This is a genomic window from Thermostichus sp. MS-CIW-25, from assembly GCF_054060015.1.
The window spans coordinates 24,078-47,216 of the sequence record NZ_JBSSCS010000018.1; the positions used below are offsets into that span (position 1 = coordinate 24,078).

The window sequence follows — 23,139 nt, forward strand, 5'->3', positions numbered from 1 at the left end:
TCTTTCAGGTCTTTTGCGTTTGAATGGGTTAAGGATCCCTTGGCTTTTTCCTCTTCATCTTCTTCATCTACAGTAAAGTGCTTCTCGATGAGTGCTTCTGGGATGAGCCCCGTAGAGACGAGTCGTTGTGCCGCTGAGCTGCCCCTACTGCTGGCTCCGGCAGGGGATTGGGAGTGTGCCAAGGCGGCGGTGGAAAACGGGGCCGATGCCATCTATTTTGGGCTGGAGCGCTTCAACGCCCGGATGCGCGCCCGCAACTTTACGGAAGCGGATTTGCCGGAACTGATGGCCTGGCTGCACCGGCGGGGGGTACGGGGCTATGTTACTTTGAATACTCTGGTTTTTCCAAGGGAGCTGACGGAAGCCGAGGGATACATCCGCTCGATGATCGCGGCGGGGGTGGATGCGGTGATTGTGCAGGATATTGGCATCGCCCGCCTGATCCGGCATCTTTCCCCCGATTTCCCCATCCATGCTTCCACGCAAATGACCATCACCAGTGGAGTGGGAGCGGAGTTTGCCGCTGAGCTGGGCTGTGAGGTGGTGGTGCTGGCGCGGGAATGTTCCCTCCAGGAAATCGCCCAGATCCAGGCCTATCTGCAAGAGAAGGGATCCCCTCTATCTCTGGAGGTCTTTGTGCATGGGGCGTTGTGCGTGGCCTACTCGGGGCAATGTCTGACCAGCGAGGCGCTGGGGGGGCGTTCGGCCAATCGGGGGGAATGTGCCCAAGCCTGCCGCATGCCCTATGAGCTGGTGGTAGATGGGATCCGCCGCGACTTAGGCGAAAAGCGGTATCTGCTCAGCCCTCAAGATTTGGCCGGGCTGGAGGTGCTGCCGGAGCTGGTGAAGCTGGGGATCCGCTGTCTGAAAATTGAGGGCCGACTGAAATCCCCAGAATATGTAGCCAATGTAACGCGGGTGTATCGGCAGGCCTTGGATGCGCTGGGGGTGGGACAGCCGTGGCAGCCCTCGCAACAGGAACGCTACGAGCTGGAGATGAGCTTTTCTCGTGGGCTCTACACAGGCTGGCTGCGGGGCATCAACAACCAGGAGCTGGTGCACGCGCGGTTTGGCAAGAAACGGGGGGTTTACCTGGGGCAGGTGGTGGGGATCCAACAGGATCAGGTGGTGATCCGGCTGGAGGCACCCCTCAAAGCCGGGGATGGCGTGGTGTTTGATCAGGGGCAGCCGGAGTTACCGGAGCAGGGGGGACGGGTTTACCGCGTGCAAGAGAAGCAGGGGCTGGCCTGGCTCAGCTTCGGAGAGGGGGTCATTGATCTCAAACGTCTGCGGGTGGGGGATCGCCTCTGGAAGACCAGCGACCCGGAACTGGAAAAGCGCCTGCGCCAAAGCTACGCCGGGGATCACCCCCGCTTTCAGCGGCCTGTCCACATGGAGGTTCACGGCCAAGTGGGATCCCCGCTGACGCTGATCCTGCGGGATGAGCAAGGCCATACGGTGCAGGTGGATTCGCCGCTGCCCCTGGAAGCTGCCCACCGCCAACCCCTCACCACCGAAAAACTGCGACAGCAACTGGGCCGTTTGGGCTCCACTCCCTTCAAGTTGGGATCCCTGCACAATGCCTTGCAGGGGGAGGTAATGCTGCCGGTGAGCCTGCTCAACCAGATGCGCCGACAAGCGGTGGAACGCCTACAAGCTCTGCGAGCTCAGCCCCCGCGCTGGCAACTCAACCCTGAAGCTCGCTGGCAAGATCTGGTGCCTTCTCAGGAGGAGCCCGCAAGGGGATCCCCGCAGTTGGTGGTGTTGGTGCGGGATCCGGCGCAACTGCCGGCGGCGATAGCCAGCGGTATTAGGCAGATCTATCTGGAGTTTGAGGATCCCCGCCGCTATCGGGAGGTGATCCGCACAACCAAAGCCGCCCATCCCGAGGTGGAACTGTGGGTCGCTCCGCCCCGCATCACCAAGCCAGGAGAAACCTGGATCCTAAAGCAAGTGTTGGTCGGCGGAGCCGATGGCTACTTGGTGAGAAATTACGACCATCTCCGTTTTTTTGCCGGGCAGCGCTGCATTGGGGATTTTTCCTTGAATGTGGCCAATCCCATCACGGCCCACTATCTCAAAACCCGTTACAACCTGGAGCGCCTGACGGCTTCCTATGACCTCAACCACGAGCAACTGGGATCCCTGCTGCAAGCCGGCCCCGCCCATAGGTATGAGGTTACCCTTCATCAACACATGCCCCTGTTCCACATGGAGCACTGTGTCTTCTGCGCCTTTTTATCCAGCGGAACGGATTACACCAATTGTGGTCGCCCTTGCGAAAAACATGAAGTGAAGCTGAGGGACAGGGCCAATGTCGAGCACATTTTGAAGGCCGATGCCGGCTGTCGGAATACCCTCTACAACGGCAAGGCCCAAACGGGGGCAGAATATGTGCCGAAATTATTGGCCTTGGGCCTGCGCTATCTGCGCATCGAATTTTTGCATGAATCCCCCGCCGAGATCCAACAAACCCTGCACCGCTATCAGCAACTCCTACAAGGTCAACTCAGCGGATCCCAACTGTGGCAGGAGCTGAAGCTACACAGCCAATTGGGGGTTACGCGCGGGTCTTTGGAGAGTTAACGGCTGCGCTGTCTTTCTCTAGGGCGCCGGCTCTGCAGCTGTGCTCCGACCGGAGCAATGCGAAAAACATTCCGGCAAAGTTGGCGTAAAATTTCCTCAGGGTATTGTTATTCCCAGGTGCTTCCCCAACCTCTTCTCAGCTTTTTCTCTATCCTCTGGTTGCCGTGAAACACACCCTCAGCGCCCTCGTGCAGGATCAGCCTGGCGTTTTAACCCGCATTGCGGGGATGTTTGCCCGTCGCGGCTTCAACATCGACAGCCTCACCGTTGGCCCCACCGAACGACCGGGGATCTCTCGCATCACCATGGTGGTGCAGGGAGATGAACACGATGTGGAGCAGATGACGAAGCAGCTCTACAAGCTCATCGACGTGCTGAAAGTTACCGATATCACCCATGTTCCCTGCGTGGAACGGGAGCTGATGCTGGTCAAGGTCAATGCCAGCCCCGATACCCGCTCCGCCATTATGGATGTGGCCCAAATGTTTCGCGCCCGGATTGTGGATGTGGCGGAGGAGTCTTTGACTCTCGAGGTAACCGGGGATCCCGGCAAAATGGTGGCCATCATCAAGATGTTGACCAGCTTTGGCATCCGTGAGATCGCCCGTACCGGCCTTGTGGCTCTCACCCGCGAGTCCGGTGTGAATACGGAATACTTGAAGCAACACCCCACCCTAGTCACCATCTGATGGCCCCAGGAGAAGCGATGCCGAAGTCGGGGTGGAGGGGCCAGGGATCGGTTCTGCGGGGCACGATTAGCCTTGTGGCTATTGTGCTGGTGGGGCTGCTGGCCGGCTGCGGCCCTAGACCGCCAAAGCCGATTGTGCAGCAGGCCCTCGCCTATCAGATCGCTCATGTGTCCGGGCCGGTGGGATCCTTGGTGGGCAGTGACCAGCTAGCAGCCCGCCTGCAATTGCAGGATGTGAAAATCCGCCAGGATCGCCGTGAACCCTTGCTGTTGGCCTCAGGAGAAACCCTGGAAGGCCATCACCTCAGCGGCACCTACACCCTGAGCGTGCAGCCGCCGGGATCCCGCCGCCCCTATCGCCGCAAAGGGGATCCCTTCCAGCTCACCCTGGCCCACCAAAAGGCACAAACTGTTGCTACACAACGCTCGCCCGACCGCGTCAAAACCGTGCCCGAACGGTGGCTGCTGGCCTACAGCTCACCGGATTCCAAGACCTGGACAGTCATCGACTTTCTGCCTCAGCCCGCACCGGCACCGGAGTGGTCTCCTGCCGAGCCAGAACCTACACTGCCGGCAACCGCGCCTGCTGCCGTTGACGTTGGCAGGACGGAGTCCGATGAAGCTCCCAGCCCTACCAATACTTCTACTCCCACCTGAAGCAGAGGTATGGGGATGTCCCAGCTCACCGCAGCAGAGCTGCCCCCCAGCCGAATAGCCCATCCACCAACAGGGTATTCAGCACCGCTCCCGCAAACGCCCAATGGTGCAGGCGGCGGGATCCCTGGACTCTCCACAATCCAACACCCAGCAACAGAAGGCCCAAGCCGATGCCCCAACCCAGGCCCCAGGGGGTAGCCATTTTGTCGAGGGCCGCCCTAAAAGGGACAACCGCCTGCTCCAACCGGTCAAACTGCATCGCCTGCCGCCACTCAGGCAGCAGCCCCACCGAGTGAATGTAGAGATCTGTAACCGCCGTACCCCACAGGGAGCCGAGATAAAACCAGGTACCGATGCGGGCAAACCGTCGCCGTGTCCCCCACCAGACAATCGGGATCCCCAAGGCTTCCATGGGCATGTGCCAAAGAGGCTCAAAGCGCAGCCATCCCCAATACAGGGATCCTGCCAGCCAAGTCAGGGTAAAGCCGTACAGCAAATCTCCCCACAGGCGGGTACGGGGCTGGGAGTAGAGATGCAAGCTAAGGCCCAGCCAGCCCAAAGACATCACCAAGCTGACCCAAGGGGCATACCGCACCAGGGGCGCTTGCACAAAAACGGGCAGACTCACGAGCAGAGCTGCCACTCCCCCAATGGCATGGTGGGATCGAAAACGCCTTTGAGCCGAGAGAGGGCGGGGATCCAGCCCGGCCAAACGCTCAGAGGACAGCAGAGGCTCATCTTGGAGAGGGGGTAAAAAAGGTGTAGAAGACAAAATGCAATATTAAAAACCTTTACATCAGTTAACATAGCACCTTCTTTGCCCTTCCCTCTTCTCCCCAGCAGGAGCGGGGAAGCCTTGGGGGCCTGGCATTCTCTCTCCAGAGATGTCAGGGTGGGAAGGAGGTGCTGGCCGGAGGAAACTGTATGGACTTGTTGTTGGCAGGAGACATCGGGGGCACCAAAACCAGCCTCAGCCTTGTCAATGCCGAGGATCCCGAGCACAGCCTTTACCACTGCCGCTATGCCAGCCAAGATTACGCCAACCTTGCCCCGATGGTGGGAGAGTTTCTGGCCCAGGCTCGGCGGGAGCTGGGGCGAGATCCACAGCCTGCTGCCGCCTGTTTTGCAGTGGCCGGCCCCGTCATGGAAACAAGGGGCTCAGGGTCTGAGGGACAGACTGCCAAAGTGACCAACTTGCCCTGGGATCTGCAGTCGAGCCAATTGGCCGCAGAGCTGGGGATCCCGCGCGTAGCCTTGATCAACGACTTCAGCGCTGTGGGGTATGGCGTGCTTGCCCTCGGCGACCAGGATCTGGACACCTTGCAAGTGGGTGAGCGTCAACCGCGGGCTCCGATTGGCGTGATGGGAGCAGGCACGGGTTTGGGGCAGGCTTACCTTACCTGGGGAGAAGGGGGTTACCAAGTTCATGCCAGCGAGGGCGGTCACGTGGACTTTTCCCCGCGCACCCCTCTGGAGTGGGAGCTCTTGAGGTATTTGCAAAAACGGCACGGACGTGTCTCCACCGAGCGGGTGGTCTCAGGGCAGGGGATCGTTGCCATTTATCAATTTTTGCGGGATAGCCAGTGGGGCTCAGGAGAAGAACAGCTGCTGGCCCAAATTGAGGCTTGGGAAAAGGGAGCTAAGCATATTGACCCGGCAGCCCAAATTGCCAATGCTGCCATGGAAGCACGGGATCCCCTGGCGGTGGAGTGTCTGCGGCTTTTCATCAGCCTGTACGGGGCTGCAGTCGGGAACTTTGCCCTACACCTATTGCCGCGCGGGGGCCTGTTCATCGCTGGGGGGATCGCGCCCAAGCTCTTGCGCCTACTGCATCAAGGGGAGTTTTTGTCCTCGTTTTTGGATAAGGGGCGGATGCGTCCTCTTCTGGAGCAACTGTCGGTGCAGGTGGTGGTGAATGCGCAGGTGGGGCTGAGGGGAGCTGCTCGCTACGCCGCCAACCTTTGGTAGGGAGCAGCCGCTGCTACTGAGGTTGCCGCCCCGGCCCAGCAGGCGATCGCAGCAATCCCAATGGGTGCTGGAAAATCTCGCCCAGCTGCCCTTTGCCGGGATCCCAGACTTCTTCCTTGAGCCAGCAGATGGGTCAAGATGGGATTGCGCCTTTGCTTGGCTGGCTCCATACCGGAAAGCACTCCGCCTGGGGCTGCACTATCCAACCGACAATGATTGCCACCACGCAGAGGGACTTCATAGAAACTTCATGGTTGATCCGATGAATCCAATCTTTTGGGCTTTGGGCATAGCTGTGCTGCTGGCCGTGGGCTTGGCAGCCTATCTGTTGACTGCTCGCAAATACGAGTCTCCCGCCTCTGTGGCCAAGTCTTACGACGAGTGGACTCGGGATGGGATCCTAGAGTTTTACTGGGGCGAACACATTCACCTAGGCCACTACGGCTCTCCTCCCCAACGAAAAAATTTTCTGCAGGCCAAGCACGACTTTGTCCACGAGATGGTGCGCTGGGGCGGGTTGGATCGGCTGCCTGCAGGGACGACCGTGTTGGATGTGGGCTGCGGCATTGGTGGGAGCTGCCGCATCTTGGCCCGTGACTACGGCTTTGTCGTTACCGGCATCACCATCAGCCCTCAGCAGGTGAAGCGGGCACAGGAGCTGACCCCCCCCGATCTCAAAGTTGAATTTCGGGTGGCCGACGCCCTTGATCTGCCCTTCCCCGATGCCAGCTTCGATGTGGTGTGGTCCATTGAGGCAGGGCCTCACATGCCGGACAAGGCCCGCTATGCCCAAGAGATGCTGCGGGTGTTGAAGCCAGGGGGAATCCTGGTGGTGGCGGACTGGAACCAGCGGGACGACCGGCAAAAGCCCCTGAACTTTTGGGAGCGGCTGGTGATGCGGCAACTGTTGGATCAATGGTCGCACCCTTCCTTCTCCAGCATCGAAGGCTTTGCCGAGCAGTTGGAGGCTACTGGCCTGGTGGCAGGACGAGTGGAAACCGCCGATTGGACTCAGGAGACCCTTCCCTCTTGGCTGGATTCCATCTGGCAGGGCATTGTCCGTCCCGAAGGGTTGCTGAAGTTTGGCTTGGTGGGCCTGATTAAGTCGCTACGGGAGGTGCCCACTTTCTTGCTCATGCGCCTGGCCTTCGGCACCGGCCTCTGCCGCTTTGGCATGTTCAGGGCCGTGCGAGCCGCCACGTCGGCAGACTCCACCCGCACAGAAGTGGTTGCCCACAGCAGCCAATAGGAGAATAAGAGAGATGACAACTCTTGCTCCCACTCCGGATACTTTGGCAGCCCTCTACGACGTGATTATCGTCGGCGGAGGCATCGCGGGCTTAACCCTAGCTTGTGCCCTGCGGGGATCCGGCCTGCGGTTGGCCCTCATTGAGGCCCAGTCGGCTGAGGCAGTCAAACAGCGCCCCCTGGCCTATGCCCTTTCGCCGCTGTCAATCCGCATCTTCCGGGCCGTCGGGGTGTGGGAGGCGCTGGCTCCCCACATTACGCCCTTTGCTCAGGTGATTTTAACCGACGCCAATGCTCCCCAGCGGGTGACGTTTAGACCGGAGGATGTGGGGGAAGCGGCAGTTTTCTACTGTGGCGAGCATGCCTGGCTGCAGCAGGCGCTCCAGGAGCAGGTGGCTGCCGATCCCAAAATTAGCTGCTACTACGAAGCCAAGGTGGAGAGCGTAACCTATGGGAAGGCTGCAGCCGAGGTAGAGCTGGAAACGGCCCAGGGGCGTCGCCAACTGCGGGCCTCCCTGGTGGTCGCCGCCGACGGCCTGCGCTCCCAGGTGCGGCAGTGGGCAGGGATCCCTAGCGACGGCTGGGACTATTGGCAGTCCTGCATCACCGCCTTGGTGGCCCCTTCCCAAGACCACCAAAACATTGCCTACGAGCGCTTCTGGCCTGCCGGCCCCTTCGCCATCTTGCCCCTGCCCGGCAACCGCTGTCAGGTGGTCTGGATCATGCCCCACGAGCAGGCCAAAGCCACCCTGGCCCTTCCTCAGGCCGACTTCTTGGCCGAGATGCAGCGCTACTACGGCGGTCAGAGCGGCCAGCTCACTTTGCTGAACCGGCCCCAGGTTTTCCCGGCTCGCCTACGGCAAAGCCGCCGCTACTATCAGCATCGTCTTGCCTTGGTGGGAGATGCCGCCCACCACTGCCATCCGGTGGCTGGCCAAGGGCTCAACCTCGGCATCCGCGACGCCGCTGCCCTGGCCCAGGTGCTCCTAGACGCCTGGAGACGGCATGAGGATCTGGGAGATGTCAAAGTCCTGCGCCGCTACGGTCGCCGTCGCCGCTGGGAAAACTGGGTGGTGCTGCTCTTCACGGATCTGCTCACCCGCACTTTCTCCAACTCCTACTGGCCCGTAGTGGTTATGCGGCGGTGGATCCTGAGAGGGATGATGGCCTTCCCCCCCCTGCGGTGCTTGCTGCTGTGCTTGATGACGGGACTTTGGGGGAGCTCTCCCTACAGTCCCAGCTCCTCCTTGGCCTTCTGAGCGGCCAGGAGCACCTCCGCATCCTCAGCCTGAGACCAGTCAGGATCGGCAATTTCGGCGTAGAACCGCTGGTCGTAGGGGCGGGTTTGCACCACCACCGGCATGGGCACGGCATGGCCCAGAATTAGGGCTTGCTGTTTGGAGTCCAACTTGGCCAGCACCGTTTTCAAGTTCTGGCTGCCCGCCACCCCTGTGAACACCGCCTCGATATCTTGGTCGTCGTTGAGGAGTGCCGTAATGCGAGTGCCCAACTGCGACATCACTTCGCTATCGATGCGGGAAGGGCGTTGATCCACCACCAGCAGCGTGACAAAGTACTTGCGCATCTCGCGGGCAATGGTGCCGAAGATGGTCTGCTTGGCCGCCCGCGGATTCAAAAAGCGATGGGCCTCCTCAATGGTGATGCACAGTTGACGGGGCCGGTCGAGGGGATTTTTGGATTGCAAGTACCGCTCCGTCTGGTGCACGTAGGCCTGGTGAATGCGGCGGGTGATGACGTTGGCCGCCAACATGTAGGAGAGCAGGTTGGACTGGGATCCAAACTCGATAACCACGTGAATGCCGCGGCTGAGGGCATCCAAAATCTGGCCGATGTAGTTGTGGGGCAGGGTGCTGCGGATGTACTTGAGGTTGTCAAGGCGGGTGAGCTTGCGCTGCAGGGCCATCATCGAGGCTTTGTTGCCCATTTTCTGTTCGCAAAACTCTTGAATCTCGGTGTTGGAAAGGCTCAAGAGGCGGCTGATCCAGTCGCGGCCAAACTCGTTGCGCAGGATAATGGCGTTTTCCAGGCTGGCTTCCGATAGGTTCAGCTCCTCTGCCAACAGGGCCAGATCCTCCACCTCGATCTGGTTGTAGGCGATGAAGAGCTCCTGCGCATCCCGCACCCCTCGCCGCCGGGTGGAATCGGGATCCAGGGTATAGATCTGTACCTGACCGGGAAAGAGCTGCCGCAAGCCCTTGACGGTGCTGGCGTGTTTGTCTTCGCTGGCCGCCTCCCAGCCGTACTCGGAGTGCATGTCAAAGATCAAGTTCACCGCTGCCCGTTTGCGGATGATGCCGGCCAGGATCAGGCGGGCTAGAAAGGACTTGCCGGTGCCCGATTTGCCGAAAATGCCGTTGCTGCGCTCCACCCAGCGATCCAAGTCCAAACAGATGGGCACAGCCATGTCGAGGGGCTGGCCGATAGCAAAGTTGCGCCGCTCCGGGTCGTCTTCCCAGCCGAAGACGGTGCGAAAGTCCAGTTCCCGTGCCTCATACACTTGCGAAAAATGGGCGGGCACTGTTTTCACGGGCAGCAGCTCCATGGCGCCAGCGGAAGGGGGTTCTTGGCCGAGGGGAGCTGCCAACGCTTCTGGCCGTTCGGGATTGACCAGGGGATACAGCCTTTCCCCTTCCGTTTGCCGCGGCACCAACATCAGCATCGGGGTGAGGGCAATAATGCCGTAGGTGCCGGTACCTGCCAGCACCTCCTGCAGCAAGGTCTCTTCCGGGCGGGGGGGATTGACCAGAATTTGGGGGTTGCTGGTTTCTAGGGTAACGTCAGTAAGCAGGCCAAAGAAGCGGTTGCGCTGCCCCTGGATCACCACGAATTTGCCCACCCGCAAGTCTTCTACCGAGACACCGGGATTGAGGCGAGCTTCCAGCCCTCGACTCAGGGATCCCTGAATCACGGTGGCCAAAGGTTGAGGAGGGGTCATGGCAGTGAGGGTTGGGTTCCAGATGCCTTATTCAGTTGCCCATCTGTAAGCGGGCGCTGGTGCGGGGGGCGCCATCCTGCACAATCCAGGTGCGGACGATCTCCACTTCCTCCGGCGTCCAAAAGCCCAGACGGGACAGGGGCAGCCCGCGGGCCTGAATGTAAGCAATCTCAGGGGATCCGCCGCGAGCTTGGGGGCGGTTGGGGTTAACGGCGTTGAGGATGTAGGCGTGGCGGCTCGTCCACCGGGGATTGATCAACTCGCTATTGGGATCCCCGGGCCTGACATAGGCCATCGTGGCCTCATAACTGTCCAGCAACTGGGTGCGCTGCCGTCCTGCCGGCTGATGGCAACCCACACAACTGGCTTCTAGCAGCGGTTTGACATCCCGTTCGTAGATAAATTGCGGTTCGGTGCGAAAACTCAGCTGAATGGCCTGCTCGAGGGGCAGCCCCTCTTGGGGAGAAAGCGTGAGGGTGTAACGGGTGCTAAAGCGCAAAGGATCCCGAGGCTTAAGCAACAACTCGTCTCCCTGCACATCAAAAATAACCGCTGCCGGCGGATCCAACTGAACCGCCAGACGTTGTAGATTGGGATCCAGTGGCCGATTGAATTGCAGCCGAATGACTCCATCCACAAAAACATCCTGCTGTTCGGGGGTAGGCTGGGAAGACACCCACTCCAAAAATGCCTGACTTTGAGAAGCATTCGACTGAGGCCAAACTTGCCGATGAGACTCGATGACAAAGAACGCTGCTGCCAACAACAACAGCCCCGCCCAAGTTCGCCACCGCCGCCAATGGCGAAAGACATTTTGTACGGTCGGAGTGTTCATTGCCGCAGACCCAATTTAACTGTTGTCAGAATAGCGAACTTACCCACACTTCAGCCATTGATGAGGTACAAACTGCCAGGGATCCCCAGCGGATCATGAGGATCCCTTGTTCTGAAAAGTAGAAAGACAATGAGCACCGGAGCGAAGGGAAGAGGTCGCTGCTCCCAAGCCCCTAGAGGCCGAAAGGAATACCAAAGGCTTTACCCAAGCTGAGATGAACTCACCAGCAGGGAAAAGCATCCAGGGAGACAGCAAATCAGTTGACCCGCTCCAGCTTGATGTTATGGTGGCCCAGCTTGATCTCGAACTCATCTCCGGGCTTGAGGCCCATCTTCTTGGTGTAGGCAGCTCCAATCAGGAGGTTGCCATTCTTATGAACCGAAACCCGGAAGGTAGGAGCGCGGCCACGGGATCCATTTTCGTCACTAGCGCCGAGATCCACGCCAACGGCCTTCAACAGGGCGTTGTTAAACTGCATCAGATTCACTCGCTCCTGACCATTCTTGGTATAGGTGACATAACCACAGGCGCGAGCTTTTTCCTTGCGATCCGCATTTCCCATTGAAGTTACCTTGTCGAGGAGCTCTTGGCCAGTGAGTGGTTTTGGTTTACTGGTTGTAGCCATATCGAGATGGTTTTAGGGACAACTGTTAGTGTAGCCAGAAACAAACAGGGATTGCAACAGAGTTTGATCCAATTCCTTCTTATTACAGGGAATAAGTCAGCGACCGCAATGGGATCTGAGGGGTGGTTGCGCAAAACAGCAGTGGGGAATTCCCTCTAAAGGCCAGAACCTGTGGGGGAGACTTTGGCTGAAATTGGGTAATGACAGATCCTCAGGCCCTATTCTCGACAGGGTCAAAAGTATCTTTGGGCGAGGGATCCCCGCTTCGCCGCCGGAATTGAGCAAAACCAGCGAAACTGGAAACAAGGCTGTTTGCGTGTCACTCGATATGGATCCCTTTTGGTCAGGGCGGCGTCTCCTCATTGGGGTGAGTGGGGGGATTGCTGCCTACAAAACGGCAGCTTTGGTGTCTGCTCTGGCGCAGCAGGGAGCAGAGCTCAAGGTGGTTTTGACAAAAGCTGCGGAACATTTTATTTCTCCTTTGGCTTTTGCCACCTTGTCTCGCCAACCGGCTTTCACCGATGCCGCCTTTTGGCAGGCAACACGAGGACGACCGCTGCACATCGAGTTGGGGGAATGGGCGGAGACTCTCCTCATTGCGCCCTTGTCGGCCAACACCTTGGGCAAGTTGGCTCATGGGCTGGCGGATAATTTGCTCACCAATGTGATCCTGGCTTCCCAGTGTCCGGTGGCGGTGGCACCGGCTATGAATACGCAGATGTGGAAGGCAGAGAAGGTAGCCGAGAATTGGCAGCGGCTGCAGCAGGATCCCCGTTTTTGGGCCTTACCGACGGCCAGTGGCCGCTTGGCCTGTGATGCGGTGGGGGAAGGGCGCATGTTGGAGCCGGAGGCCCTGCAGGAGTATGTGCGGGCTTTGCTCTGGACAGCGGGGAAAAAAGATTGGCAAGGCAAGCGGGTGTTGGTGACGGCGGGGGGGACACGGGAGCCCATCGACGCGGTGCGTTTTATCGGCAATCCGGCCAGTGGTCGGATGGGCGTGGCATTGGCGGTGGCGGCGGCCTGCCGAGGAGCGACGGTGACGCTGGTTCATGGGCCGTTGGGGATCCCTTTTGATCCAGCGCCCTTCGCCATTCGGGCCATTCCGGTGGAAACGGCAGCCCAACTGGAGGCGGCTTTGCAGGCGGAATTTCCCCAGGCGGATCTCTTGTGGATGGCTGCTGCTGTGGGGGATGTGCGCCCCTCTCAGGTTTACGCGGGGAAGCTGCCCAAAGCCGATCTACCCCAGATGTTGCCGTTGGAGCCGATCCCTGACCTGCTGGCAGCTCTGGCCCGCCACAAACGCCCTGGCCAACGCCTCATCGGCTTTGCCGCCCAAAGTGGGGATCCCTTGCCACCGGCCAGAGAGAAGCTCCGCCAGAAGGGCCTGGATGCTATTGTGGCCAACCCCATCGACCAACCGGATAGCGGCTTTGGCAGCAGCCACAACCAAGGCTATTGGATCCCCCAGCAGGGAAACCCAGAACGGATCCCATTGGCGACCAAGTCAACCCTGGCCCACCGGCTGCTGGATCTGGCCCGGCACTTGGAGTTGGGCTGACTTCGACACCAAGACTAACGATCTTGCCAAAGATCAGGTACCTTTGAGGCTAAGCGCAGAGGGATCCCATGGCGATCATCGTCCTGAAAGCCTGGTATTTGGATTCGGTGTTGTCTGCTTCCCAAGTCCAACAGAGGGCCCCCGACCTGCGCCTGAGCCGTACCGGCCTCTTGAAGACGGCGATGCGGGCCGACTTTCTCGACGATGTGGAGCAGGTGAAGGCTTCCCTGTGGTGGCAGCGCTACCTGGAAGGAGAGCTGGTGGAGTTTTACATCGAGGGCAGCGGTGCCTACAGCATCTCCAACCTCGATTTAATTAGCCGCGAGATCTACTTTAATAAGCGGGCCACTCTGAACATGACCGAGCCCGTCATCTACTTCTGCGGCCAATCGGATTACCCCAACTCCAGCGCCACTCTGTACCGGGCATTGCAAGCCGTGGTGGAGGCTCTCAATCGCGACCACAGACCGGTCGTGCCCCTGCAGCTGCAGGGATCCCTTCCCGCTGAGGCTGAGACCCCGCTCATCGATGCGGCCTTGATTCGCAAGCTCAAGCACGCGCTGCTGGTGGTGGCCGATGTAACCCCTGTGCAGGTGAATGGCCGGGGGCGTCCCCTACCCAGCCCTCAGGTCTGTCTGGAGTTGGGCTATGCCCTGCAATCGAAGCGCCCCGAACAATTGCTGCTGGTACAACTCCCCCGCGACGGCATCGAGGGATCCTTCCCCTTTGAGGTGGAAGACAGCAGTTTTTTGAAAATCACCGATCCCCAGCGTCTGGTCGATCACCTGGGAGCCGAGATCGCCCGGCAGTTGCAGCGCAACCGGGTTATCTCCCTCTAGCCAGCAGCACCTATCCAACCTCCCCTCGCAGCCGTTAGACTCTTGGAGATGGTCACTCCTGGCCATGGGGGATCTGGCTCCCCGAAACCCAAACAGCCTCCATCGTCGCTACCTTTTCTCCCCTTGTGAACCATGACCCTGGCTAACGCAAATCCTTTGGTTTCGCCGGATCGCTCTGCATCAGGTTGGCAGAGAGGTCTGAACAGCATAATGTTCCTGCTGCTGTTGGGGGTTCCCCTATCTTGGGTGGGGCACTTCCGGGGCTGGGATCCCAACCTGGTCTTCCTCTGTGCGGCTTTGGCGGTGGTGGCCTTGGCAAAGTTTATGGGTCAGGCCACGGAAGAGATTGCAGCCTTGACAGGGCCGACAGTCGGGGGGCTGATCAACGCCACCTTTGGCAATGCGGCGGAGTTAATCATCGGCTTGGTGGCACTGCGGGCGGGGCTGGTGGATGTGGTAAAAGCCTCCATCACCGGCGCGATCATCAGTAACCTACTCCTGGTGGCCGGCTTGGCCATGTTTTTGGGCGGGATCAAGTTTCGGGAGCAGAGCTTTCGACCCGAGGTGGCCCGCATGAATGCCTCGGTGATGAACCTGGCGGTGGTGGCCTTGATCTTGCCCAGCGTGGTCACCTATGCCGATGCCAACTTGGGGGAGATCTCCATCCAAGAGCTATCCACGGCGGTAGCCCTGGTGCTGATCGGGGTTTACGGTCTTACTTTGCTGTTTTCCCTCAAAACCCACAGCTACCTCTACACCCTTCACGAAGCGGAAGCCGCAGAAGATGAGGCGGCCAGTCGCCTGGCCCTCAATCCGGTTTTGCAGGCGGAGGGATCCATTCCCCAGGTGTTGACGGCTCCGCCCGAGGGAGCCGGTTTGGGGTTTTGGGTGCTGGCCCTCTTGGGGTTGACGGTGTTGGTGGCGCTGGAGTCGGAACTGTTGGTGAGCACTCTAGAGGATACGCTGGAACACTTTCACATGACGCCGCTGTTTATGGGGGTGATTTTGTTGCCGATCATCGGCAACGCGGCAGAGCATGCGACGGCGATCACGGTGGCCATGAAAGACAAGATGGATCTCTCCTTCTCGGTGGCGCTGGGCTCGACGATGCAGATTGCCCTGTTTGTGGCACCCCTGCTGGTGCTGGCCGGGGATGTGCTGCATCAGCCCATGAACTTTAACTTCGGCATGGTGGAGTTGGTGGCCATTGCAGTCTCGGTGCTGCTGATCAATTCCGTTAGCAGCGATGGGCGATCCAACTGGCTGGAAGGGCTACTGCTCTTGGCCACCTACGCCATCCTTGGGATTGCCTTCTTCTTTCTGGAGTGAGGTTGTTCAAGTGCTTCGCACCGCTGACGCGAACGGCTCATGCTGCACAAACTGCGATCGGTAGACAAGCCGGAGCCGGGGAAAACGGGATCCCTGTTTTGGCCTCTCCTTTTCAGTGCATCTCTTGCCCTATCCCCCATAAGCGGGCCCGCATGGGGGCAGGAAACTGCTGAAAACAACGGCACCGCCCCCAACCTGCCTTTGCTCAACCGTTTGGATGCCCTAGAAGAGCTGCGGCAAGCGCTTAGCCTCCCCACCTCTTCTATCCAGGCGGAGGCCGTGACGCTGGATGGGCGGCGTTTGTTCGTGGTTACCGCACCGCAGGGGGATCCCGGCAGCCTGCCTCCGGTGTCGCAGCGGGTGCGCTCCATTGAACAAACCCTGCACCAGTTGGCCAGCGCCGGATTCGATCCAGAGGCGCTGCAGGTTGAAGTCACCCTGGACGGCCAGACCAACCAGCCTGTTATCCGGGTGAATGGGCGACATTTGCTAACCATCACCTCCCTCGATGCTCAATTCCAGGGCGCCCAACCCATGGACTGGGCTGAGCAGGTAGCCGGCATTGTTGAGGAAGCGCTGCGCACTTCGCAACGGGAGCGGCAGCCTCAATTTTTGCGCCGCCAAGCGGTGATTGCCCTCGGCATCCTGGCTGTGGTAGGGAGCCTGAGCCAGCTCTGCCAGCGAAAACGGCGACGGCTGCAGCAAAAACGCGATGCCCTGCAGACGGAATACCAGGCCATCCAAGCAGAGATTCAGGAGCGCCTAGCGGGGGAAGAGCAGCCGGGCGTGGATCCCGTCTTGGTCGAACAACAGGCCGGACGCAAACGGCAGGAATCCTATTTAGAGCTGCAAATTCGCCTGCTGCGCCTGGTGCAAATTGGCCTGTGGGTGGGCGGAGTTGGGGTGAGCTTGGGCCTTTTCCCACAAACGCGACCCCTGCAAACGTTTTTCCTGGTTTCGCTGCGCGGCCCTCTGTTGCGGTTGACAGGGGTGGGCCTGGCCACCTATGGCAGTGTTTGGCTGAGTGGACTGGTACTGGATAACCTCTTTGCTGCCCTGCGCCAAGAGCAAAATGCCCCCACCTATCGCCTCAGCAAACGCCTCAGCACCTTTGCCAGCGTCTCTAAAGGAGTTGCAGCCACTACCCTGGTTTTGCTTGGATCCCTGGCTGGCCTGGCCTCGGTGGGGGTCAATATTGGCCCCTTAGTGGCCAGCCTAGGCTTTATTGGGCTGGGGATTTCCCTGGCTGCTCAGGATCTGATTAAGGACGTGATCAATGGGCTGTTGATTTTGATCGAAGATCAATTTGCCGAAGGGGATGTGATCGTGGTGGACGGGCGGGGCGGCCTCGTGGAACACATGGATCTGCGGCTAACCCAGTTGCGCAACACCGAAGGCAGCTTGATCTCTATCCCCAACAGTGCCATCCGGGTGGTGGAGAACCTCTCCAACGGCTGGTCACGGGTGGATCTGGGGATCATGATTGCCTATGAAAATGACCTGGAACAGGCGATACGCATCACCGAGCAGGTGGCTCTGCAGATGTACCGGGAGCCGGCTTGGCGGGAAAAAATCCTCGAGCCTCCCGAAATGCACGGTGTCGATGATCTGGGGGAGCGGGGGATCACGCTGCGCATTTGGATCAAGGTGCAGCCTCTGCAGCAGTGGAGGGTGGCGCGGGAATACCGCCGTCGCCTCAAGCACGCCTTCGACCAAGCAGGGATCCAGATTCCTTTCCCGCAGCAGACCCTCTGGTTCCACAGCCCCTTGGAGATGCGCATCCAGGGTCTCAGCCCAGAGGAGACCCACCGCTTGCTGCACCTGATGGAATCGCGGCTCGAGGCTCGCCTGCGGGAAAGGGATCCCGTTGCAAACGACTTGACAAATTGACAAAATAGGCGGCTGCCGAAAGCTTCTACCCTTAGCCGCTCAGCCGGCTAGCAGTTTCAACAGGGCGGTCGCGCCAGCAGGCCGCAAGTCTAGTGACTACTCATCGCCGATGATTTCCGGCTCAGTCAGTTCATCCGACATTTCGATGACAGCGCGGCGGATTGGCTTCATCCAGCCATCTTCTATATCATCCGGATCCTCGTAGCGGCGGCGCTTGGCGCGGTTGGCCACCTGTACCGTGATGCGATAGCGATTTTTGGAAGCGTTGATCAGAGCCTCTACCCGACGCATCAGCTCGTCATTGTCAATAGCCAGTTGATTCTTGCGGGAAGCCATAATCGCAGTCTTAAATCTTGATATCTTGTTGCCACCAGGATCCCAACGAGACTCCGTCCCGCTAACGCGAAAGGACTCCGTCCCGCTACCGCGATCGTAGCAGAGAACCTTCCAGTTCTCGCATTTGCAAAGTGCTCTGCATCAATTCTGCATCAATAAGGTGGGCCAAGACCCAGAGGGTGGGATTTTTGGCAAATAACCCATCTGTAGCTTCTCTCGTACAACTTGGGGCGGCTGCTAATCCAGCAGAAATTGCACCCACTTCGGCGGAGGTGGCAGTGGACAACGAAAATGCTCCATCACCAGGGCGGCCACCAAATGCACTGTGAACACATAGATGAGGGAATTAAAGGCAATGAAGCCCACCACCACCACCTGAACCATCCAGGGTTCTGCCACCCAGTAGACGCCCCATCGGCTGAGGGACACATCCAGGAGCCAGTTGGTTAGGCCGGTAAGTTGAATGGTTACGTAGATCCAGAGGTTTTCCCCCACCAGTAGGGAGGAAAGCACCAACTGAAAGATCAAGCCCAGGGCGCTGAGCACAGCCCCGCTCACCACCGAGACGTACCAGGAAAGACGCTGCTGCCACAGGCGGGCACACCAATAGCCCAGCAGACCATAGGGAATGACATAGAGAATGCTGCGCGTGGGCCCTATCAGCACCGTCAGCAACAGGCCGGAGACCACCAGGGCCATTGCCCCTGTGCGGGGATCCCAGCGCATCACCGCCAGCGCCACCGGAATGGGGAAAAACAGACGTATAAAGGGGGCCAGCGGCGTGTAGCTCAGGATCCAGATCAAGGCCGCGGTACTGGCCAAAAAAGCCGTTTCCACCACCCTCAAAGCCGGAGAACGGGGAGGTGGGGGGGGTAAGGGAGGAAAGTCATCCTGCACAGAAGGCTGAGGCGGCGGGGGCACATCCAGAAAAGCACAACTTTTCCCAGCTTAGCTTGTCGGGGTGTGGGGGTAGCTAAGCCCCGCACTGTACTCGTAGAGTCAGTGTCGGGATACAGATACCCCCACATGGTGTATGGTGGGAGTACTTGCACAAAACGGCTTTTGCCGGAATCTGGTGCAACTACGCGGTAGGGCATTCCGTGTCTGCTCGTGGAGGGTTCTTGCGTAGGCTCCCCGATGAAGCGAGAAGCCCACGCTGTACCCGTAGGGTCAGCGATGGGAGTATGTCACGCCACCGGTTGCCGGGTTGGGCGAATTGTTGCCCAGAGGTGTGGATCTGGACTGCAAATCGGCTACAGGATAGGCCCTGTTGTCGATTGGGGCTGCCTCAGCGGATCCCTTTTGGATTTCAGGACATTCGGCAACATTTCCCAAGGCCAACCGTGAACCGACCTCAATCGGCCAGTCTCCTCCGCCCCTACCCATCAACTTGTCTTGAAATGAGTGGGGCGTTCTGATAGAGTCGAGGCGGGATTTGCCCCGAAAAAGGCGGATCCCTTCTGGACAAGTCTAGGGTTAATGCTATGGCAGTGCGGGTGGGCATCAACGGTTTTGGCCGCATCGGACGGCTGGTGTTGCGGGCTGCTTGGGGCTGGGAAGAGCTGGAATTCGCCCACATCAACGAGATCAAAGGGGGAGCGGCGACGGCGGCCCACCTGTTGAAGTTTGACTCGGTGCAGGGCCGCTGGGCTATCGACATTGAGGGATCCGATAACCGGCTGCGCATCCAAGAGAAAACCCTCACCTTTAGCGAACACAAGTCTCCTGGTGAAGTGCCCTGGGCAGAGTTGGGGATCGAGCTAGTGCTGGAATGCTCGGGCAAATTTGTCAAGGCAGCGGAGCTGGATGCCTACTTCAAAGCGGGGGTGCGCAAGGTGATTGTGGCTGCCCCTGTCAAGGACGAAGAGGCCCTCAACATTGTTATGGGCGTCAACGATCACCTGTACGACCCGGCCCGGCACCATTTGCTCACGGCGGCTTCCTGCACCACCAACTGCCTGGCTCCTTTGGTGAAGGTCATCCACGAGGGAATCGGCATTGTTCACGGGGTGATCACCACCATCCATGACGTCACCAATACCCAAACCATGGTGGATGCCCCCCACAAAGACCTGCGGCGGGCCCGCTCCGCTCTGCTGTCTTTGGTGCCCACCACCACCGGCTCGGCCACGGCCATTGGTCTGATTTACCCCGAACTCAACGGCAAGTTGAACGGCATTGCCGTGCGCGTGCCCCTCTTGAATGCTTCCCTAACCGATGCCGTGTTTGAGGTCAGGCGGCCCACCACTGTGGAGGAGGTTAATCACCTTTTAAAAACGGCAGCCGAGGGCGAACTCAAGGGGATCCTCGGCTACGAGGAGCTGCCCCTGGTCTCGGTGGATTTCAAAGGGGATCCCCGTTCCAGCATTGTGGATGCGCCCTCGACGATGGTGGTGGATGGTACCCAGGTGAAGATCCTGGCCTGGTACGACAACGAATGGGGCTACGCCAACCGCATGGCGGAACTGGCCCGCAAAGTGGCCCGCAGTCTATAGAAACATCTCCCTTGGAGACCTGCCCATGACTTCTGTTTCGACGGCTCAAGCCTCTGCGGTTCGCAACTACGCCCTGGTTACAGCGGCCTATTGGGGGTTCACCATCACCGATGGCGCCATCCGCATGTTGGTGCTGCTGCACTTCCACAAGTTGGGCTTTACCCCGATCCAAATTGCCATGCTGTTTCTCTTCTACGAGATCTTCGGGGTGATTACCAACTTCCTGGGCGGCTGGATTGGATCCCTGTTTGGCCTGCGGCTGACCCTCTATGGCGGCATTGCCATCCAGATCTTGGGATTGGTGATGCTGGGCGTGTTGAACATGCAGTGGCCGGTCTGGGGCCAGGTGGCCTACGTGATGACGGCCCAAGCTCTGGCCGGGATCGCCAAAGACCTCACCAAGATGAGCTCCAAAAGCGCCATCCGCCTGGTGGTGCCCAAAGAAGCGGAATCCCGCCTGTTTCGTTGGGTGGCTATGCTCACGGGATCCAAAAACGCCCTCAAGGGGGTGGGGTTCTTTGTGGGAGCGGCCCTGCTGCAGATCTTCACCGAAATCTACGGGGATCCCATGGGCTTCCGCATGGCCAACTTTGTGCAGGCGGGGGCGTTGGCTTTGATCTTCTGTTCGGGGGCGCTGCTGCCTGCAGACATGGGCAAAATCAAGGCCAAGATCCCCTTCAAGCGGCTGTTTTCCAAGAGCAGAGAGATCAACATCCTCTCGGCAGCTCGCTTTTTCCTGTTTGGGTCGCGGGATGTGTGGTTTGTGGTGGCCCTGCCGGTGTTTCTCTACGACGAGCTGGGCTGGACTTTTATGCAGGTGGGCAGTTACATGGCCATCTGGGTGATTGGCTATGGGTTCATTCAGTTTGTAGCGCCGCAACTGCTGGGTGGGGGTCGCCCTGGCCGTGCTCCCAAGGCCCGCACCATCCAGATTTGGACCTTCGTGCTGACGGCGGTGCCGGCGATCATTGCCACAGCCTTCATGGCCGGGCTGGCACCGGAGCTGGTGATCACCGGCGGCTTGATCCTGTTCGGGATCGTCTTTGCCTTCAATTCGGCAGTGCATTCCTACCTAGTGCTGGCCTACACGGAGGATGACGATGTAGCCCTCAATGTGGGCTTTTATTACATGGCTAATTCCGGCGGGCGGCTGTTGGGGACGGTAACTTCTGGGATCCTCTTCCAGTTCTACGGATTGGAGGGCTGTCTTTGGTTTTCCACCCTCTTAATCTTGGCGGCGGGGCTGTTCTCGTTGAAATTGCCGGATCCCAGCAAAACCCCGGTGGAGTGGGTGGTTAAGCCAGGGGATTGAGGATGGAGGGCTACCAGCGGAGATGATGCAGTCCGCTCAACCCAATCCACACATGGATGGGCAGGGAAAGAAGTCTGCGCTGCCGATGCAACTCAGCCCAAACAAGAGGCCCAACGATGAGATAGTAGAGGAGCAAGCAGCTTTTCCGGCAGACTATGAGCCTGCGCATCGTTCCCACGACGCCCTTTCCCGGCCAAAGACCCGGCACTTCTGGCCTGCGCAAGCCGGTATCGGTGTTTCAGCAGCCCCACTACCTGGAAAACTTCGTCCAATCCATTTTTGATGTCCTGGAGGGATCCGCCGGCCAAACCCTGGTGGTGGGGGGAGATGGCCGCTACTACAACCGCGAGGCCATTCAGATCCTGCTCAAGATGGCGGCGGCCAACGGCATCGGGCGAGTCCTGGTGGGCCAAGGAGGGATCCTCTCCACGCCGGCGGTTTCCTGTCTCATCCGCAAGTACGGCGCCTACGGGGGGATCATCTTCTCTGCCAGCCACAACCCCGGCGGCCCCCAGGGGGATTTCGGCATCAAGTACAACATCGGCAACGGTGGCCCTGCCCCGGAGAAGGTGACCGAGGCCATTTACGCCCGCACCCAGCAGATCCGGGAGTACCGCATCCTGGAAGCTCCCGATGTCGATCTGGATCGCTTGGGCGAGCAACGGCTGGGGTCCCTGACGGTGTCCGTCATCGACCCGGTGGCCGATTACTTGGGCCTGATGCAGCGCCTGTTTGATTTCGAGGCCATCCGCGACTACCTGGCCTCTGGGATCCGCATTGCCTTCGACGCCATGCACGCCGTCACCGGCCCCTATGCCCACGCCATTTTCCAGGGATCCCTGGGAGCACCAGAGGGCAGTGTGCTCAACGGGCAGCCCCTGCCGGATTTTGGCGGCGGACACCCGGATCCTAACCTGGTGCATGCCCGCCCATTGGTGGAACTGTTGTTTCGGGAAGATGGGCCGGACTTTGGGGCCGCTTCCGATGGGGATGGGGATCGCAATCTGATCCTGGGCCGCCAATTTTACGTGACCCCCAGCGACAGCTTGGCAGTCTTGGCTGCCAATGCCCACCTGGTACCCGGCTACCGAGAAGGTCTGGCGGGAATTGCCCGCTCCATGCCCACCAGCCAGGCAGCGGATCGGGTGGCGGCCAAGCTGGGGATCCCTTGCTACGAGACCCCCACCGGCTGGAAATTCTTCGGCAACCTGCTGGATGCCGGCAAGGTCACCCTCTGCGGGGAAGAGAGCTTCGGCACCGGATCTCACCACATCCGAGAAAAAGACGGGCTCTGGGCCGTCCTGTTTTGGCTGAACATTTTGGCCGTTCGACGGCAGCCGGTGCGGCAGATCGTGGAAGAGCACTGGCGCACCTATGGGCGCAACGTCTACTCCCGTCACGACTACGAGGGACTGCCGGTGGAGGTGGCCGAGGCGCTGATGGAAGACTTGCGACGCTCCCTGCCCGGGTGGGTGGGCCAGCGCCTGGGATCCCAGCTGGTGGCCTACGCTGACGACTTCAGCTACACCGATCCCGTGGACGGCAGCACCACCAGCCACCAAGGGATCCGCATTGGCTTTGAGGATGGATCCCGCATCATCTACCGGCTTTCGGGAACCGGCACCCACGGAGCCACCCTGCGGGTGTACTTGGAGCGGCTGGAGCCGGATCCGGCCCGACATGGCCTGGAGCCCCAAGCGGCCTTGGCCGAACAGATTCAACTGGCCGATCACCTTGCCCAAATTCGCGCCCGCACCGGTCGGCAGCAGCCAGACGTCATCACCTAGCCCGTCGCAACAGTGGACAGGGAGCCTTCC

General features: G+C 59.6%; 19 protein-coding genes. 13 read left to right on the top strand and 6 right to left on the bottom strand.

From position 1 onward, the window contains the following. The first annotated feature begins 87 nt into the window (after positions 1 to 87). The 3 genes from ACVWZ1_RS08100 to ACVWZ1_RS08110 all read left to right on the top strand — a co-directional run bounded on the left by ACVWZ1_RS08100 (position 88) and on the right by ACVWZ1_RS08110 (position 3,931). Positions 88 to 2,586, top strand: coding sequence for a DUF3656 domain-containing U32 family peptidase (locus ACVWZ1_RS08100; RefSeq protein ID WP_457503080.1), 2,499 nt, complete (start codon positions 88 to 90; stop codon positions 2,584 to 2,586). A gap of 164 nt (positions 2,587 to 2,750) precedes the next feature. Next, positions 2,751 to 3,275: an acetolactate synthase small subunit gene (gene ilvN, locus ACVWZ1_RS08105; protein ID WP_414374441.1), complete on the top strand. Its 525-nt coding sequence runs from the start codon at positions 2,751 to 2,753 to the stop codon at positions 3,273 to 3,275. Between the two features lie 17 nt (positions 3,276 to 3,292). Then, positions 3,293 to 3,931, top strand: coding sequence for a hypothetical protein (locus tag ACVWZ1_RS08110; protein ID WP_457503081.1), 639 nt, complete (start codon positions 3,293 to 3,295; stop codon positions 3,929 to 3,931). Between the two features lie 25 nt (positions 3,932 to 3,956). On the opposite strand, the gene ACVWZ1_RS08115 is transcribed toward ACVWZ1_RS08110, so the two are convergent. Beyond that, entirely contained in the window at positions 3,957 to 4,703 is a 747-nt protein-coding gene (locus tag ACVWZ1_RS08115) for a DUF3120 domain-containing protein (RefSeq protein ID WP_414329009.1), read from the bottom strand. A 152-nt stretch (positions 4,704 to 4,855) separates the two neighbouring features. Between ACVWZ1_RS08115 and ACVWZ1_RS08120 the strand changes: the two genes are divergently transcribed. The 3 genes from ACVWZ1_RS08120 to ACVWZ1_RS08130 all read left to right on the top strand — a co-directional run bounded on the left by ACVWZ1_RS08120 (position 4,856) and on the right by ACVWZ1_RS08130 (position 8,406). After that, entirely contained in the window at positions 4,856 to 5,899 is a 1,044-nt protein-coding gene (locus ACVWZ1_RS08120; protein WP_414344654.1) for a glucokinase, read from the top strand. Positions 5,900 to 6,161: 262 nt separating this feature from the next. Next, on the top strand, positions 6,162 to 7,148 hold the full coding sequence (locus ACVWZ1_RS08125) for a methyltransferase domain-containing protein (RefSeq protein WP_457395811.1): 987 nt from the start codon (positions 6,162 to 6,164) through the stop codon (positions 7,146 to 7,148). Positions 7,149 to 7,161: 13 nt separating this feature from the next. Further along, positions 7,162 to 8,406, top strand: coding sequence for an FAD-dependent hydroxylase (locus tag ACVWZ1_RS08130; RefSeq protein WP_457466853.1), 1,245 nt, complete (start codon positions 7,162 to 7,164; stop codon positions 8,404 to 8,406). On the opposite strand, the gene ACVWZ1_RS08135 is transcribed toward ACVWZ1_RS08130, so the two are convergent. The 3 genes from ACVWZ1_RS08135 to ACVWZ1_RS08145 all read right to left on the bottom strand — a co-directional run bounded on the left by ACVWZ1_RS08135 (position 8,376) and on the right by ACVWZ1_RS08145 (position 11,563). Then, positions 8,376 to 10,103: a helicase HerA domain-containing protein gene (locus ACVWZ1_RS08135; RefSeq protein ID WP_457503082.1), complete on the bottom strand. Its 1,728-nt coding sequence runs from the start codon at positions 10,101 to 10,103 to the stop codon at positions 8,376 to 8,378. The genes ACVWZ1_RS08130 and ACVWZ1_RS08135 overlap by 31 nt on opposite strands. A 31-nt stretch (positions 10,104 to 10,134) precedes the next feature. Further along, positions 10,135 to 10,938 (bottom strand): Ig-like domain-containing protein, encoded by an 804-nt coding sequence (locus ACVWZ1_RS08140; protein WP_457466852.1) that lies wholly within the window; start codon positions 10,936 to 10,938, stop codon positions 10,135 to 10,137. Between the two features lie 256 nt (positions 10,939 to 11,194). Continuing rightward, positions 11,195 to 11,563 (bottom strand): AbrB family transcriptional regulator, encoded by a 369-nt coding sequence (locus ACVWZ1_RS08145; RefSeq protein WP_011432615.1) that lies wholly within the window; start codon positions 11,561 to 11,563, stop codon positions 11,195 to 11,197. A gap of 328 nt (positions 11,564 to 11,891) precedes the next feature. On the opposite strand from ACVWZ1_RS08145, the gene coaBC reads away from it, so the two are divergent. From coaBC to ACVWZ1_RS08165, 4 genes are all read left to right on the top strand, one after another. Further along, entirely contained in the window at positions 11,892 to 13,121 is a 1,230-nt protein-coding gene (gene coaBC / locus ACVWZ1_RS08150; RefSeq protein WP_457466865.1) for a bifunctional phosphopantothenoylcysteine decarboxylase/phosphopantothenate--cysteine ligase CoaBC, read from the top strand. 68 nt (positions 13,122 to 13,189) lie between these two features. After that, positions 13,190 to 13,960, top strand: a complete 771-nt coding sequence (locus ACVWZ1_RS08155; RefSeq protein ID WP_457466851.1) for a hypothetical protein — start codon at positions 13,190 to 13,192, stop codon at positions 13,958 to 13,960. Positions 13,961 to 14,170: 210 nt separating this feature from the next. Continuing rightward, the gene (gene cax, locus ACVWZ1_RS08160; protein WP_414343365.1) at positions 14,171 to 15,289 is read left to right on the top strand and encodes a calcium/proton exchanger; all 1,119 of its coding nucleotides are present in this window, start codon (positions 14,171 to 14,173) and stop codon (positions 15,287 to 15,289) included. 39 nt (positions 15,290 to 15,328) lie between these two features. Beyond that, a complete protein-coding gene (locus ACVWZ1_RS08165; protein ID WP_457503083.1) occupies positions 15,329 to 17,179 on the top strand; it encodes a mechanosensitive ion channel family protein in 1,851 nt (616 codons plus the stop codon). Positions 17,180 to 17,275: 96 nt separating this feature from the next. Here ACVWZ1_RS08165 and ACVWZ1_RS08170 read toward each other — a convergent pair whose 3' ends face one another. Further along, complete coding sequence (locus ACVWZ1_RS08170) at positions 17,276 to 17,515, bottom strand: DNA-directed RNA polymerase subunit omega (RefSeq protein WP_011433877.1); 240 nt, start codon at positions 17,513 to 17,515, stop codon at positions 17,276 to 17,278. 237 nt (positions 17,516 to 17,752) lie between these two features. Continuing rightward, on the bottom strand, positions 17,753 to 18,436 hold the full coding sequence (locus ACVWZ1_RS08175; protein ID WP_011433876.1) for a DUF2232 domain-containing protein: 684 nt from the start codon (positions 18,434 to 18,436) through the stop codon (positions 17,753 to 17,755). Between the two features lie 563 nt (positions 18,437 to 18,999). Between ACVWZ1_RS08175 and ACVWZ1_RS08180 the strand changes: the two genes are divergently transcribed. The 3 genes from ACVWZ1_RS08180 to ACVWZ1_RS08190 all read left to right on the top strand — a co-directional run bounded on the left by ACVWZ1_RS08180 (position 19,000) and on the right by ACVWZ1_RS08190 (position 23,109). Further along, positions 19,000 to 20,010, top strand: coding sequence for an ArsJ-associated glyceraldehyde-3-phosphate dehydrogenase (locus ACVWZ1_RS08180; protein WP_414355479.1), 1,011 nt, complete (start codon positions 19,000 to 19,002; stop codon positions 20,008 to 20,010). Positions 20,011 to 20,035: 25 nt separating this feature from the next. After that, positions 20,036 to 21,322, top strand: a complete 1,287-nt coding sequence (gene arsJ, locus ACVWZ1_RS08185; RefSeq protein ID WP_457403268.1) for an organoarsenical effux MFS transporter ArsJ — start codon at positions 20,036 to 20,038, stop codon at positions 21,320 to 21,322. Positions 21,323 to 21,477: 155 nt separating this feature from the next. Beyond that, entirely contained in the window at positions 21,478 to 23,109 is a 1,632-nt protein-coding gene (locus ACVWZ1_RS08190) for an alpha-D-glucose phosphate-specific phosphoglucomutase (RefSeq protein ID WP_457466849.1), read from the top strand. Positions 23,110 to 23,139: the final 30 nt, after the last annotated feature.

What these genes read in the sequence shown, in the direction of transcription:
- ACVWZ1_RS08155 (WP_457466851.1), top strand. Translation starts at nt 13,190, where the DNA reads ATGGCGATCATCGTCCTGAAAGCCTGGTATTTGGATTCGGTGTTGTCT.
- arsJ (WP_457403268.1), top strand. Translation starts at nt 20,036, where the DNA reads ATGACTTCTGTTTCGACGGCTCAAGCCTCTGCGGTTCGCAACTACGCC.
- coaBC (WP_457466865.1), top strand. Translation starts at nt 11,892, where the DNA reads ATGGATCCCTTTTGGTCAGGGCGGCGTCTCCTCATTGGGGTGAGTGGG.
- ACVWZ1_RS08100 (WP_457503080.1), top strand. Translation starts at nt 88, where the DNA reads ATGAGTGCTTCTGGGATGAGCCCCGTAGAGACGAGTCGTTGTGCCGCT.
- ACVWZ1_RS08145 (WP_011432615.1), bottom strand. Translation starts at nt 11,563, where the DNA reads ATGGCTACAACCAGTAAACCAAAACCACTCACTGGCCAAGAGCTCCTC.
- ACVWZ1_RS08110 (WP_457503081.1), top strand. Translation starts at nt 3,293, where the DNA reads ATGCCGAAGTCGGGGTGGAGGGGCCAGGGATCGGTTCTGCGGGGCACG.
- ACVWZ1_RS08140 (WP_457466852.1), bottom strand. Translation starts at nt 10,938, where the DNA reads ATGAACACTCCGACCGTACAAAATGTCTTTCGCCATTGGCGGCGGTGG.
- ACVWZ1_RS08190 (WP_457466849.1), top strand. Translation starts at nt 21,478, where the DNA reads ATGAGCCTGCGCATCGTTCCCACGACGCCCTTTCCCGGCCAAAGACCC.
- ACVWZ1_RS08120 (WP_414344654.1), top strand. Translation starts at nt 4,856, where the DNA reads ATGGACTTGTTGTTGGCAGGAGACATCGGGGGCACCAAAACCAGCCTC.
- ACVWZ1_RS08135 (WP_457503082.1), bottom strand. Translation starts at nt 10,103, where the DNA reads ATGACCCCTCCTCAACCTTTGGCCACCGTGATTCAGGGATCCCTGAGT.
- ACVWZ1_RS08165 (WP_457503083.1), top strand. Translation starts at nt 15,329, where the DNA reads ATGCTGCACAAACTGCGATCGGTAGACAAGCCGGAGCCGGGGAAAACG.
- cax (WP_414343365.1), top strand. Translation starts at nt 14,171, where the DNA reads ATGTTCCTGCTGCTGTTGGGGGTTCCCCTATCTTGGGTGGGGCACTTC.
- ACVWZ1_RS08180 (WP_414355479.1), top strand. Translation starts at nt 19,000, where the DNA reads ATGGCAGTGCGGGTGGGCATCAACGGTTTTGGCCGCATCGGACGGCTG.
- ACVWZ1_RS08130 (WP_457466853.1), top strand. Translation starts at nt 7,162, where the DNA reads ATGACAACTCTTGCTCCCACTCCGGATACTTTGGCAGCCCTCTACGAC.
- ACVWZ1_RS08125 (WP_457395811.1), top strand. Translation starts at nt 6,162, where the DNA reads ATGAATCCAATCTTTTGGGCTTTGGGCATAGCTGTGCTGCTGGCCGTG.
- ACVWZ1_RS08170 (WP_011433877.1), bottom strand. Translation starts at nt 17,515, where the DNA reads ATGGCTTCCCGCAAGAATCAACTGGCTATTGACAATGACGAGCTGATG.